This window comes from Segeticoccus sp., assembly GCF_035708005.1.
On sequence record NZ_DASSTI010000181.1, the window covers coordinates 1 to 12992 of the forward strand.

The window sequence follows — 12992 nt, forward strand, 5'->3', positions numbered from 1 at the left end:
ACCTTGCCGATCTGCTTGAGGTAGTCCTTGACCGGGTCCGCGGTCGCACCGGCGGTGACGACCTGCTGGGCGGGCGCGTCGTCCTCGTCGTCCTGGCGCAGCACGAAGCCACCGGCCTCCGCGACCGCCTCGACCTCCGCCTGCTTGGTCTCCTCCTCCTCGAGGACCGCCTCGTCCTCGTCGGTGGGGGCGTCGGGAGAGACCCCGGTCGGGCCCTCGGTCTTCTTCGCGGACTTGGCGCTGGACTTGCCGCCCTTGTCGGCGGACTTCGCGGCCTTGCCGGAGGACTTCTTCGAGGCCTTGCTCGCCGTCGCGCCCTCGCCGGCGTCGGCCTTGCTGGCCGTCTTGGCGGTGGACTTCTTCGCCGAGGACCCCGAGGTCTTCGAGCCGTTCGCAGCGCCCTCGTCGCCGGCCGCGGACTTCGCGGTGCTCTTGGCGTCGGCCGCCGAGCCGCCGTCAGCAGAGCCGTCGGCAGCGGCCTGGTCGGACTTCACCGAGCCCGAGGACGTCTTTTTGGGGGTGGACTTCTTGGTCGCCGCCTTCGCCGTGGTCGTGCGCCGGGTGCGCGTGGCGGCCACGGCGCGGCCGGCGGTCTCCTCATCGAGGACGACGTGGATGCCCTGCTCCTCCAGGGAGCGGACCACGGCCTTCATCCGCCGGGGAGCGAGGTCGGCGCTGACGAGCGCGTCGCCGAGCTGGCGAGCGTCGACCTGACCGTGCACGGTGCCCTGGCGCACGAGCTCCTGCAGGGCCGGGTGGGAGAACTCGGCGGGCAGCGCGGAACCGCTCGAGGTCTGGGGGGCTGGGGACGAGGCGGACGAGCTGGTCGAGGACTTCGACACGGGCGACACCAACTACCTTTCGTCGCGGACGGAGAACGTCGGCGCACGCGACAACATCGCCTCGAGGGGCTGAGGCGATCGTCTGCTCAAACGGGACGGGGGGCGGTCTTCACCCGGACCGGCCGGGCCGGTCGGGGTTACGTGCACACCATTATAAAACGTCGCGAGCCCGGATCGTATGCCCGACCACGCCCGGACGTCGTCCGTCGGCGCGGCTGACCTGCGCGAACGACAGCGGCGACGTCGCACGAGCCGCGAGAGGGTTCAGCCCGCCGCCTTCACCGCGAGCACCGCGCACGGCGAGTCCAGCAGGATTCGCTGCGCGTTGGAGCCCAGGATCAGCTTGCCCACCGGCGTGCGACGCCGCAGACCGATGACGATGAGCTCGGCGCCCGCCTCCTCGGCGACGGCGATCAGGTCCTCCGAGGGCTCGTTGCCGCGCACCAGCTGGCGTACCTCGTGGTCGATGCCCTGCTGGTCGAGTTCGGCCTGGACCTCCTGCAGCTCCCGCTCGAAGCGGCGCGCCTCCTCGGCGTCGAAGTCACGCCCGCCCCGGTTGGAGTTGATGACGATCAGCCGGGTCCGCCGGATCTGGGCCTCCTCCGCCGCACGGTGCAACGCGGCCCGCCCCTCCTTGGTCGGCACGTATCCGACGACGACAGCCACGCAAGCCTCCTCCAGCCAGGACCAGTGCGGCCGACGCTACCGGATCGGCGCGCCCCAGTCAGGCGAGGAGCCCACGCACCAGCGCCCCGACCTGCGCGGTCTCGAGCAGGAACGCGTCGTGGCCGCACTCGGACCGGATGATGGTCGCCTGCTGGCCGGCCGCTGCGGCCAGCTCCTCGGACTGGCGCAGCGGGTACAGCCGGTCGCTGTCGACGCCGGCGACGAGGAGCCGACCGGTGTAGCCCTGGAGCGCCGCCGCGACGCCGCCACGCCCCCGCCCGAGGTCGTGCGAGCTCATGGACTCGGTGAGGACGAGGTAGGAGTTGGCGTCGAAGCGGTTCACCAGCTTGGCGGCGTGGTGGTCCAGGTAGCTCTCCACGGCGTAGCGGCCACCGCCACCGAGCGGCTGCTCGGTCCCCTGCGCACGCCGTCCGAACCGGTCGGCGAGCTCCTGCTCGCTGCGGTAGGTCACGTGCGCGATCCGCCGGGCGAGCCCGAGGCCGGCGTCGGGGCCGACCGGATGGTCGTAGTAGTCGCCGCCACGGAAGTGAGGGTCCTGGCGGATGGCCAGCAACTGCGGCTGGCACCAGGCGATCTGCTCGGCCGAGGCCGCCCCGGTGCTGGCGAGCACCAACGCCGCCTGCACGCGGTCGGGGTAGCTCGCCACCCACTCCCCGGCGCGCATGCCGCCCATCGAACCCCCGAGCACCGCCGCCCAGCGGTGGATGCCGAGCTGGTCGGCCAGCGCGGCCTCGGCCGCCACCTGGTCGCGAATGGTCACGAAGGGGAAGCGGCTCCCCCACGGCTTCCCGTCCGGGGCGGTGGAGGCCGGACCGGTCGTCCCCCGGCAGCCTCCGAGGACATTGGTGGCGACGATGAAGAACCGGTCGGTGTCCAGGGGGCGACCGGGTCCGACCAACCCGTCCCACCAGCCCGGGGTGGGCTGGCCGGGGCCGGCCGGGCCCGCCACGTGGCTGTCGCCGGTGAGCGCGTGCTCGACGAGGACGGCGTTGTCCGCGCGGGCGTTCAACCGCCCCCAGGTCTCGTAGGCGACCCGCACCTCGGGCAGGCGCCCGCCCGTCTCCAGGTCGAGGGCACCGATCTGGCGGTACTGGAGGTGGTGCGGCGGGGCCTCCGGGCACACGCGGGGGGCCGTCGCCGGGCACGTTCGCTGGGTCGTGATGGTCACAGCGCCTCCTGGGTCGGTCCGGACCCACGGAGGGTCCGCGCTTGCCGACCCGCTCCGGGCCGGCCCGGTCATCACCCGGGGCACCCCACCGCGGAGGAGGGTTGCCGTCCAGCAAGCCGGGGCTTGGTGCTGGAACTCATGACCTGCAGGACACGATAGCGGCCGGGCGCGCCCGCGCGCATCCGGACGTCCAGCACACGGACACCCCGCCGCCGGCCGGTCGGACCTCGCGCGGAGCCGCCGACCGGCGGGACCCTGCCCCGGTGGCCGCCTGACCTCAGGCGGCGGTGCCCGGTGGCCCCGGCCGGGCCGCCGATTCGGCGGCCGCCGCGGCCCGCTCCGGGCGGACCGCGTGGTCGATCATCTGCAGGAGCAGCTGCGCCAGCCGGTATGCCGGATCACTCGCCAGGGCGCGCTCGACGGCGACTCGTGCCAGCGCGCCGTCGCCGCGCCACCAGCTGTGCGTGGCGAGCACGGTGAGCGGAGCCACCGCCCAGGCGGCCGGCAGCGCAGCGCACAGCTCCACGAGTCGCTGCTCGATGACGCGACCCCGGTCCTCATCGTCGGCGCCACCCGCAGCCGACAGGTGCCGACGCACCTGCGCCAGCAGGTCGGGGTCGACCAGCTCGAACGGAAGGTTGCCCGGCGTGAGCCAGGCGATGAGGGCGTCGCGCACCTCCACGTCGACGAGGGAGACGGCGGCGCGGGCCAGGTCGCCCGGGGGCAGGGAGGCGACGGGCACCGCGGCATCCGGCCCGGCGTCGGCGGCCACGCCGAGCACCCTGGCCCAGGCCGCGAGCGCCTGGTCGCGCCACGGCACCAGCCGCGTGGCCTCCCACGGCCGCGGCGCGACGGCCTGCAGCTGCTCGGCCTCGGCGGCGACGGCGCGCTCCAGCAGCGGCCGGGTGCCGGTGAGCCGGTCGGCCAGGCCCGCCCGGTCCAGTGCCGGCCGGACGCCACGCGCCACCATCTCCACGGCGGCGGGGACCTGCGCGGGGTCGGGGAGCCGGCTGCCGCCCGGAGGGCAGCAGCTCGGGTCGGTGCACGCCAGCGAGCGCCAGAACCCGCGGCAGACCACCAGCTGGTCCCGGACCTGGATGTCGCCGTCGACGCACTCGTCGGCGAGCGCCCCGAGCAGCTCGTGGGACTCGCCGTCGATGTCCTCGTAGCCCACCAGGGTCACGGCCGACGGATCCTCCCGGAAGAGCACGGGCAGGAGCACGTCGAGGGCCTCCTCCACCTCCCAGTCCTCCGGTAGGTCGGCCCGCTGGACCAGGCCGAGTCGCCGCTGGTGCCAGCAGACGACCACGACGCTGCGACGCGGGTGGTAGCCCAGCTGGTAGGGCAGGAAAGCCAGCAGGTCGCCCGGAGTGCGCAACCGCAGCACCTGGCTGGGGGCGCTCTCCGGACCGGAGTCGGGTGGGCGGGGTGTCCTCGGTGTCGATGTCATGCCTCGACCCTGCGGCCGCTCCGGCGGACCCCGACAGCCCTCCGGTGCGCGCCTGTGGACGGGCGGGCCGTCCCCGAGGGGCCTGTGGAGGAGGGGCCTGTGGAGGGGCTTGTGCGGTGCCGGGCACTGACTAGAGTCGGGAGCGGGAGGCACGCACTCGGCATACCGCACAGGGCAGGAGCGACGATGAGCTTCCTCGACAAGGCCAAGCAGATGTTCGGTCAGGCGCGGACCCGCGCCGGTGAGCTCGCCGACGAGCACGGCGACAAGATCGACCAGGCGATCGACAAGGGCGGCAGCTTCCTCGACGAGCGGACCAAGGGGAAGTACTCCGACACGATCAACAAGGTGAGCGACGGCGCGAAGGGCGCCGCCGACCGGATCGCCGAGGAGCGCCACCACGAGGAGCGGCCCCCGACGCCGCCGGAGCCGGCCTCACACCTCGACACGCCGGACCCGGTGGACCCTCCTGAGCCGATCGAGCCGCCGGAGCCGCTCGACCCGCGGCAGCCCTGACCGCCCGCGATCAGCCGATGACCTGACCGGGGATGGTCTGGGCGCGCCGACGCTCCCACTCGAGGAAGTCGTCGGTGTGGTGGATGAGCGCGGCGGCGATCCACGCGACCACGACCGCGTCGTCGCCGAGACCGAACAGGCCGAACAGCGCCTCGGGCATCAGGTCGACCGGGGAGATGACGTAGAGCAGGGCACCGGCGAGGAGCAGCAGCTCCCGGCCGGAGACCCCGGTGTACTCCCCCTTGATGCGGGCGCGGGCGAGGCGTGGGACGGCGGCGAGGCGCTCGGCCAGTCCGGGCGCCCCGGGACGGGTCGAGCGGCGGATGGCCTTCGCGATGGAGCGGAACATGCCCCAGCGGAGCGTGGCGGTCGCAGCCATGTGGTCTCCTGTCGTGCGGCGACGGTCATCCACGGAACGTCCAGCGGGCTCGGGGGATTCCGCGGGCCGAGGAGCCTCAGCGGGTGAGGACGTGCGTCTTCGGCGGGAACTCGTGCTTGGCGTGGTCGAGGATCCGCTTGAGCAGGTAGGTGTCCAGCCCCGCGCCGACCACGCCGCCGAGGACGGGGACGGCCTTGCCGAACCGGGCGAGCGTCTTCTTGCCCACCTGGGTCATGAGCCGGAAGCCGACGCCCTTGTTGACCGCCATGAGCACCGGCCCGGGGAGCCGCTCCACGGCGAAGTTCGCGAGTCGTCCGCCCCCGGACAGGCCCGCCTTCTTGAGCAGGTCGTCCGCGTCCGCCCCGACCAGCGCGAGCAGCACGGCCGAGCGCACCTCGGGGCGGCGGATGTCGTACCCGCGGACGCTGGCGATGGCCGCCACCGCACGCGTGGCGAGCAGGTAGAACCCGACCACGTTGGCCGGCAGGGCCACCGTCATCGTCACGAGCCCGCCCAACCCGGTGACGAACCCGCCCGCCGCGGCCAGGCGCAGGTGCTGGCTGGAGATCTTGTCGATCGCCGCGCCCGGCTCCGGGTGCTCGGCGAGCGCCGTGTCCGCGACGTGCTGCGCGGAGTCGAACCGGCCCTTGCCGTCGATGCCGACGTCGAGGAGCTTCTCGATCAGCCCGGTGGCCATCCCCGCATCGATCATCGTCTCGTCCTCGTCCCGCTCCGTGGCGTCCTGCTCGATCCGGTCGACGTGGTCCCCGGCCCGCTCGCCGTCGTCCCTGTCGAACGACCCCATCGCTGCTCCTCCTCGAGGTGCCTGACGTGCGTCCCGGCCCGCCTGTGGCGGGTCGTCCCCATCAGGTCGCCATCCTGCCAGCGGCGGCTGCCGCTCGCAGGGTCCGACGTGCCGACGCGCCCAACGTGTCGGCCCCGAGTGTCAGCATGTGGGCGTGCTCTTCGCCGACCTGGCTCAGCTGTCCGCCGAGCTGGCCGACACCGGCTCCCGACGCGCCAAGGTGACGGCCCTCGCCGGGCTGCTCACCCGCGCCACCAAGCAACCGGCCACCAGCCCACCGGACGAACTGTGGCTGGTGGTCCGCTACCTGTCCGGTTCGCTGCGGCAGCGGCGCACCGGCGTGGCCATGACCTGGTTCCGCTCGAGGTCGGAGGAGCCCGACGGGCCCACGGTGACGGTCCGCGCGGTCGACGCCTGCCTACAGGCCTGCGCCGCCGAGGCCGGGACCGGGTCGACGGAGCGGCGCCGGGCCGTCTTCGACGGCCTGCTGCACCGGTTGACCCTGCCCGAGCGGCGGCTACTGGCCGGGCTGGTCCGTGGCGAGGTGCGTCAGGGTGCGCAGGAGTCCTTGGTCATGTCGGCGGTCGCCGAGGCAGCGCAGGTGCCGCTGGCCGAGCTGCGCCGGGCGGTGACCGTGGGCGGCAGCCTCGCCGAGGTGGCCACCGCGGTGCTGCGCGACGGACCCGCGGCACTGGAACGGTTCCGGCTCACCGTGGGCCAAGCCGTCTCGCCGATGCTGGCGAGCTCGGCGAAGTCGGTGCCCGAGGCGCTGGAGCGCACCGGCCCCGCGGCGGTGGAGTGGAAGCTCGACGGGATCCGGGCGCAACTGCACAAGGACGGTGAGCGGGTGCGGGTGCTCACCCGCTCCCTGGACGACATCACCGACCGCGTCCCCGAGGTGGTGGAGCTGGTCCGCGACCTCCCGGTCGCCTCGGCGATCCTCGACGGGGAGCTCATCGCGCTGGCGCCGGACGGCCGGCCCAAGCCGTTCCAGGAGACCGCCTCGCGCACGGCGAGCCGAACCGACCCGGCCACCGGACGCCGGCAGTCACCGCTCACCACCTTCCTCTTCGACGCCCTGCACCTCGACGGGCTGGACCTCCTGGACCGGCCCGGCCACGAGCGCCGGGCCGCCCTCGAGGCCGCGCTGCCCGCCGAGCACCTCACGCCGGCTGCGACCGTGCCCGACCCGGCCGATGCCGAGGCAGTGGCCGCCGCGGAGGCGTTCCTCGCCGACGCGCTCGCCCGCGGGCACGAGGGCGTCGTCGTCAAGGCGAGGGACTCGGCATACGAGATGGGTCGGCGCGGGGCGGGCTGGGTGAAGGTCAAACCGGTGCACACCCTCGACCTGGTCGTCCTCGCGGTGGAGCGTGGCAACGGGCGACGCACCGGGTGGCTGAGCAACATCCACCTCGGCGCCCGCGACCCCGACGGGCGGTTCGGCCCGCCGGGTGGCTTCGTCATGCTCGGCAAGACGTTCAAGGGAATGACCGACGCAATGCTGCGCTGGCAGACCGAGGAGCTGCCGCAGCACGCCGCCGGGCCGACCGACGGCTACCAGGTCGCCCTGCGCCCGGAGGTGGTCTACGAGGTCGCCTTCGACGGGGTGCAACGCTCGCCGCGCTACCCGGCAGGGCTGGCGCTGCGCTTCGCCCGGGTCGTGCGCCACCGACCGGACAAGCGCCCCGAGGACGCCGACACCATCGAGGCGGTCGAGGCGCTGCGTCCCGGCTGACCGCAGCCCGGTGTGGGGCGGCCGCCGGAGGAGGAGGAAGGTGGGGCATACGGCACGCGCCGTCGGCGTTGTGCCTAGGAGTTGACCCCAACCGACCCGACCGACCGGAGGCGCCTGAGCATGTCCGTCCCGAACGACCCGAACGAGAAGCTGCAGGCCTACGCCCACCCCGAGCGCCTGGTCACCACCGACTGGCTCGCCGAGCACCTGGAGGACCCGGGCGTCGTCGTGGTGGAGTCCGACGAGGACGTGCTGCTCTACGACACCGGCCACATCCCCGGCGCCGTCAAGGTGGACTGGCACACCGACCTCAACGACCCGCTGACCCGGGACTACGTCGACGCCGAGCGCTTCGCGCAGATCCTCGGCGAGCGCGGGATCGGCCGGGACACGACCGTGGTCATCTACGGCGACAAGAGCAACTGGTGGGCTGCCTACGCGCTGTGGGTGTTCACGCTGTTCGGCCACCCCGACGCGCGGCTGCTCGACGGCGGCCGGGACAAGTGGATCGCCGAGGGGCGCGACCTCACCCGCGACGTGCCCAAGCCGGAGCCGGTCGACTACCCGGTGGTGCAGCGCGAGGACGCGCCGATCCGGGCGTTCAAGGACGACGTGCTGGCGCACCTCGGCAAGCCGCTGGTCGACGTCCGCTCCCCCGGCGAGTTCAGCGGCGAGCTGCTGCACATGCCCGACTACCCGCAGGAGGGCGCGGTCCGTGGCGGCCACATCCCCGGCGCGAAGTCGGTGCCGTGGAGCCGCGCCGCCGCCGAGGACGGCACCTTCAAGTCCCGTGACGAGCTCGAGCAGATCTACCAGCAGGAGCAGGGCCTCGCCCCCGACGACGACGTCGTCGCCTACTGCCGGATCGGCGAGCGCTCCTCACACACCTGGTTCGTCCTCACCCACCTGCTCGGCTACCCGCACGTGCGCAACTACGACGGGTCGTGGACCGAGTGGGGCAACGCCGTGCGGGTGCCGATCGAGCGCTGACACCGGCGCGCGGCGCGCCCGCACCCGGGTCGCCAGCGCGGGTGCCGCGCGAGCGAAGGTGACGCACCGGCCCACCGGAGAGACCATGGAGACGATGAGTACCGACACGACCACCCAGTCCACGACCGACCAGCTGCCGGAGGCCTTGACGGAGATCGCCGAGGACTTCACCTCCGTGTCCCAGCAGGACCGGCTGCAGCTGCTGCTCGAGTTCAGTGACGGCCTGCCCGACCTGCCCGAGCGGTATGCCGGCCACGAGGAGCAGCTCGAGCGCGTCGACGAGTGCCAGTCACCCTTGTTCCTCGTGGTGGAGGTGGACCCGGCCGAGGGCGGCGGTGCTGCCGGCGACCGGACCGTGCACCTGTTCTTCCACGCCCCGGCCGAGGCGCCCACCACCCGTGGCTTCGCCGGCATCCTGCACGAGGGCCTCGACGGCCTCACCGTCGACGAGGTGCTGGCGGTGCCCGACGACGCGCCCTTCCGGTTCGGGCTCACCGACGCCGTCTCCCCGCTGCGGATGCGCGGCATGGTGGCCATGCTGGCTCGGATCAAGCGGCAGGTGCGCCTGAAGTCGGCCGTCTGAGCGGCCGCTCAGCAGCAGTCACCGCGGGCGGTGGCGACCACGGTCGCCGCCGCCCGCGGTCGTGTGCCGTCACTGTGGTGCCCCCACCCGCTGGTATGCCGCCCCGCTGCCGTGTGCCGCTGTGTCCCCCCTGTCGAGCCTGTCGGTGGCCCGCAGTTGGATGGGGACGTGAGTGGTATCGACGAGGCGTCCCTGCACGCCCTCGTCGTCACCGGCGAGCACGCCGCCGTCGTGGGGCCGCGGCTACGGGTCGAGGTCGAGCTGGCCGAGCTCGCCGCCACCGTGCGGGCCCTGGAGGCAGAGCGCCGGCCACGGTGGGTCTGGTGGGAGGCGGCCTCCGCGGCACGTGCCCCGGTGGAGGACGGAGTGCAGCTCGCGCGCTGCTGGGACGTCGCGGAGGCCCACCGGCTGCTCGACGGGGGCTGGCGCGCTGACCCGGCCACCGCGGTCGCCGCCAGCCGCGGTGAGCCCGCCCCTCCGTCGGTGCCCGAGCGGGCCAGCCGAGCGACCCTGCTCGACCGTGGGGGCGGTGCCACGCTCTTCGACGACGCCGAGCCGGACGCGACGACGGCCGCGGAAGCCGGCCCACTCGAGTCCGTCGAGCTGCTGCTCGAGACGGCGCGCCGGCAGGTCGCGCGGCTGGACCGTGTCTCCCCGCGCGCGGTGAGCACCGCAACGTCGGAGTCGGCCGCAGCCCTGCTGGCCGTGGAGCTGCAGGTCCACGGGCTCCCGGTCGACCGGACCGCCCTGGAGGAGCTGATCACCGAGGCTGCCGGCCCGCGGCCGCGCGACCCGGCCGAGGAGCTCGCCCTCCGCCGGCAGCGCGACCAGCTCGTCCTGCGGCACGTCCCGGGCCGGGAGTCCACGGACCTGCGCAACCCCGCACAGGTGCGCGCGCTGCTCGCGGCGGTCGGCATCGAGGTCCCCGACACCCGCAAGCACCGACTCGCGCCCTACCGCCATGCCCACCCGGTGGTCGACGCCCTCCTGCGCTGGCGCAAGGCCGAGCGCATCGCCACTACCTATGGCTGGCGCTGGCTCGACGCCCACGTCGGCACCGACGACCGGCTCCGCGGTGACTGGACCGCGTGCGACGGCGCGGCCGGCCGGATGACCGCGCAGAACGGCCTGCACAACCTGCCCACTCCGCTGCGCCCGGCGGTGGCGGCCCACCCGGGACACGTGCTGGTCCGCGCCGACCTCGGCCAGGTCGAGCCGCGCGTGCTCGCCGCCGTCTCCGGCGACGAGGGGTTCGCCGCGGCGGCCGCGGCCGACGACCTCTACGCGCCGGTCGCCCGCGCCCTCGACGTCGAGCGCCCGGTGGCGAAGGTCGCGGTGCTGGCCGCGATGTACGGCCAGACGAGCGGACCGGCGGGCGAGGCACTCAAGCGGATGGAGCGCTCCTACCCGACCGCGATGGCCTACCTGCGCCGTGCCCACGAGGCCGGGGTGCGCGGGGAGGCGGTGCGCACCTTCGGTGGGCGACTGGTGCGTATGCCGGAGGGCCGGGACGGGGCGCGCGAAGCGCCCGCGTTCCGCGCGGCACGCGGCCGGTTCGCGCGCAATGCGGTCGTCCAGGGGGCGGCCGCCGAGCTGTTCAAGGCATGGGCGGCCACCGTGCGGGCCGGCCTGCGCGACCTCGACGCGCAGATCGTGCTGTGCCTGCACGACGAGTTGCTGGTGCACGCCCCGGAGGCACAGGCGCAGGCGGCCCGAGAGGTGGTCGAGTCCTCCCTGGCCGCAAGCGCCCGGCGCTGGGCCGGCAGTGAGCGGGTGCGGTTCGTGGCCGACACGAGCATGGTGCGGCGCTGGTCGGAGGCAGGTCACTGACGGCTAACGGACGGCCGGCCGCGTCATGTCCCGGTAGCGTCTGCTCGTGAGCAGCGAGCACGGCCATGAGGGCAGCGACGTCGTCCAGGACGTGACCCATGCCGCCCACGAGACCAGTGAGAGCCCGGCCGTCACCTGGGCGGCCCGTGGTGGGCTCGTGGTCAGCGGCTTGCTGCACCTGCTCATCGCCTGGATCGCGTTCCGGGTGGCCGTCGGGACCACCGACCACCAGGCCAGCCAGTCCGGCGCCCTGCAGACCATCTCCTCCACTCCGGGCGGGCAGGTCGTGCTGTGGCTGGGCGCGGTCGGCTTCCTCGCGTTCGCGGTCTGGGAGGTGGCCGACGCGATCCGCGACCGCAAGCGGCGGCGCCGGGACCGGGGTTGGGTGGACGTGGCCAAGTCCGCGGCCACCGCGGTGGTGCACCTGGCGATCGGCGTCGCGTGCCTGCGGTTCGCGCTCGGTGAGCCCTCCAACAGCAAGCACAGCAGCCAAGAGCTCAGTGCGGTGCTGATGCAGCATGCCGGCGGCCGGCTGCTGGTGGGCGCGATCGGGTTGGTGGTCGTGGGCGTGGGGCTCTACCACGGCTACAAGGGCGCCACGCGCGGCTTCCTGGACGACCTGCGCGGGGAGCCCAACCTCGCGAGCACCACGGCGGGGATCGTGGGGTACTTGGCCAAGGGGCTGGCGCTCGTGCTGGTGGGCGGGCTGTTCGTCGCCGCGGCCGTGCACCACCGGGCCCGGCAGGCCAGCGGGCTCGACGGCGCCCTACGCGACCTGCAGCAGCAGCCGTACGGCGTCGTGCTGCTCGGGGCGGTCGCGGCGGGGCTCGCCGCCTACGGGCTCTACACCCTCAGCACGCTCCACCGTCGCGTCTGACCTCGTCGTCCAGCTCGATCGGACGCGGGTTGCGAGAGATCGTCACTGGTCCTCGTCGGGCTGGCCCGGCTCGGGACCGCTGCCGTCGCCGGGGTCGTCGGGGTCGGGGGTCGCCGCGTCCTGCTCGCCGTGCGACTGCAGGAACGCCTCGAACTGCGCGCCGATCTCGTCGGCGCTCGGGAGGTCGCTGACGTCCGTGGCGAGCAGGCTGCGCCGCCGCTTGCCCTCCATGAAGGTGTCGTACTGCCGTTCCAGGCCCTTGACGACCTCGGCCGCCTCCTCGGAGTCGGCGACCTCGGCCGCGATCTCCGCCCGGTTGAGCCCGGCGGTGGCGGCCAGCTCGTCGATCGGCAGGTGCAGGCCGGTGGCGCCGCTCACGGCCTCGAGGGCCACGACGGCGGCGTCGGCGAACTCCGACTGGGTCAGGTAGTGCGGCACGTGCACCGCGAACCCCATCGCGTCGCGGCCGGCCTCCCCGAGCCGCAGCTCGAGCAGCGCCGCGACGCTGGCCGGCACCTGCACGCTGCCGAACACCGTGTCGTGCTCGGCGATCAGCCGAGCGTCCGTCGCGTGCGGGGTGACGCCGAGCGGCCGGGTGTGCGGCACGGCCATCGGTATGCCGTGCAGGTGGACGGTGAGCTGCACGTCGAGCAGCCGGATGAGCTGCTGGACGGCCTCCACGAAGCGCTCCCACTGGTAGTCCGGCTCGGGGCCGGTCAGCAGCAGGAACGGCGTGCCGTCCGCGTCCAGCACGCGGTGCAGCAGCAGCGCCGGGTCGTCATAGCTGGTCCACCGGTCCTTCTCGAAGGTCATGACCGGCCGCCGGCCGCGGTAGTCGAGCAGCTGGTCGATGTCGAAGGAGGCCAGCACCCGGTGCTCCATCGTCTCGAGGAGGTGGTTGCTGGCCAGCGCACCGGCCTGGCCGGCGTCGATGAAGCCGCCGAGCGCGACCAGCAGGACCGACGCGTGCAGGTCGGCCGGGTCGCAGTCCGTCTCCAACCGGTAGAGGTCGGCGGGGTCGAGCACGAGGTCCTCCTCATCGAAGCGGTCGACGCTGTCGACGCCATGGGCGTCCCGTCGGGCGGGGTTGTCCGTTCCAACACCTACCGTGGCACAGGGATTCCTCCGCG

General features: G+C 73.9%; 13 protein-coding genes and 1 riboswitch. Of the genes, 6 read left to right on the plus strand and 7 right to left on the minus strand.

Annotated elements, in window-relative coordinates:
* The 4 genes from VFL99_RS17240 to VFL99_RS17255 all read right to left on the minus strand — a co-directional run.
* Positions 1 to 842, minus strand: an 842-nt coding sequence (locus tag VFL99_RS17240) for an RNA polymerase sigma factor region1.1 domain-containing protein (protein WP_325107598.1), incomplete at its 3' end; no start/stop codon positions are given.
* 264 nt (positions 843 to 1106) lie between these two features.
* Complete coding sequence (locus tag VFL99_RS17245; RefSeq protein ID WP_325107599.1) at positions 1107 to 1508, minus strand: universal stress protein; 402 nt, start codon at positions 1506 to 1508, stop codon at positions 1107 to 1109.
* 58 nt (positions 1509 to 1566) lie between these two features.
* Entirely contained in the window at positions 1567 to 2697 is a 1131-nt protein-coding gene (gene metX, locus VFL99_RS17250) for a homoserine O-acetyltransferase MetX (protein WP_414713797.1), read from the minus strand.
* A 32-nt stretch (positions 2698 to 2729) separates the two neighbouring features.
* A riboswitch (SAM riboswitch) is annotated at positions 2730 to 2841 on the minus strand.
* Positions 2842 to 2974: 133 nt separating this feature from the next.
* Positions 2975 to 4147: a DUF4192 domain-containing protein gene (locus VFL99_RS17255; protein WP_325107600.1), complete on the minus strand. Its 1173-nt coding sequence runs from the start codon at positions 4145 to 4147 to the stop codon at positions 2975 to 2977.
* 186 nt (positions 4148 to 4333) lie between these two features.
* Here VFL99_RS17255 and VFL99_RS17260 point away from each other — a divergent pair, with 186 nt between their 5' ends.
* Positions 4334 to 4663, plus strand: a complete 330-nt coding sequence (locus VFL99_RS17260; RefSeq protein ID WP_325107601.1) for an antitoxin — start codon at positions 4334 to 4336, stop codon at positions 4661 to 4663.
* A gap of 10 nt (positions 4664 to 4673) precedes the next feature.
* On the opposite strand, the gene VFL99_RS17265 is transcribed toward VFL99_RS17260, so the two are convergent.
* Together VFL99_RS17265 and VFL99_RS17270 are read right to left on the minus strand one after the other, a co-directional pair.
* Positions 4674 to 5042: a YkvA family protein gene (locus VFL99_RS17265; RefSeq protein WP_325107602.1), complete on the minus strand. Its 369-nt coding sequence runs from the start codon at positions 5040 to 5042 to the stop codon at positions 4674 to 4676.
* Between the two features lie 76 nt (positions 5043 to 5118).
* Positions 5119 to 5847: an EcsC family protein gene (locus VFL99_RS17270; RefSeq protein WP_325107603.1), complete on the minus strand. Its 729-nt coding sequence runs from the start codon at positions 5845 to 5847 to the stop codon at positions 5119 to 5121.
* Between the two features lie 154 nt (positions 5848 to 6001).
* Here VFL99_RS17270 and VFL99_RS17275 point away from each other — a divergent pair, with 154 nt between their 5' ends.
* The 5 genes from VFL99_RS17275 (at position 6002) to VFL99_RS17295 (ending at position 11862) form a co-directional block, all read left to right on the plus strand.
* Positions 6002 to 7582: an ATP-dependent DNA ligase gene (locus tag VFL99_RS17275; RefSeq protein ID WP_325107604.1), complete on the plus strand. Its 1581-nt coding sequence runs from the start codon at positions 6002 to 6004 to the stop codon at positions 7580 to 7582.
* A 120-nt stretch (positions 7583 to 7702) separates the two neighbouring features.
* A complete protein-coding gene (locus VFL99_RS17280) occupies positions 7703 to 8572 on the plus strand; it encodes a sulfurtransferase (protein WP_325107605.1) in 870 nt (289 codons plus the stop codon).
* A 94-nt stretch (positions 8573 to 8666) separates the two neighbouring features.
* On the plus strand, positions 8667 to 9155 hold the full coding sequence (locus VFL99_RS17285) for a SufE family protein (protein ID WP_325107606.1): 489 nt from the start codon (positions 8667 to 8669) through the stop codon (positions 9153 to 9155).
* A gap of 168 nt (positions 9156 to 9323) precedes the next feature.
* Positions 9324 to 10985, plus strand: coding sequence for a DNA polymerase (locus tag VFL99_RS17290; protein ID WP_325107607.1), 1662 nt, complete (start codon positions 9324 to 9326; stop codon positions 10983 to 10985).
* Between the two features lie 46 nt (positions 10986 to 11031).
* Complete coding sequence (locus VFL99_RS17295; protein WP_325107608.1) at positions 11032 to 11862, plus strand: DUF1206 domain-containing protein; 831 nt, start codon at positions 11032 to 11034, stop codon at positions 11860 to 11862.
* Between the two features lie 42 nt (positions 11863 to 11904).
* Here the strand turns inward: VFL99_RS17295 and VFL99_RS17300 are convergent.
* Positions 11905 to 12992, minus strand: a 1088-nt coding sequence (locus VFL99_RS17300; RefSeq protein ID WP_325107609.1) for a proteasome assembly chaperone family protein, incomplete at its 5' end; no start/stop codon positions are given.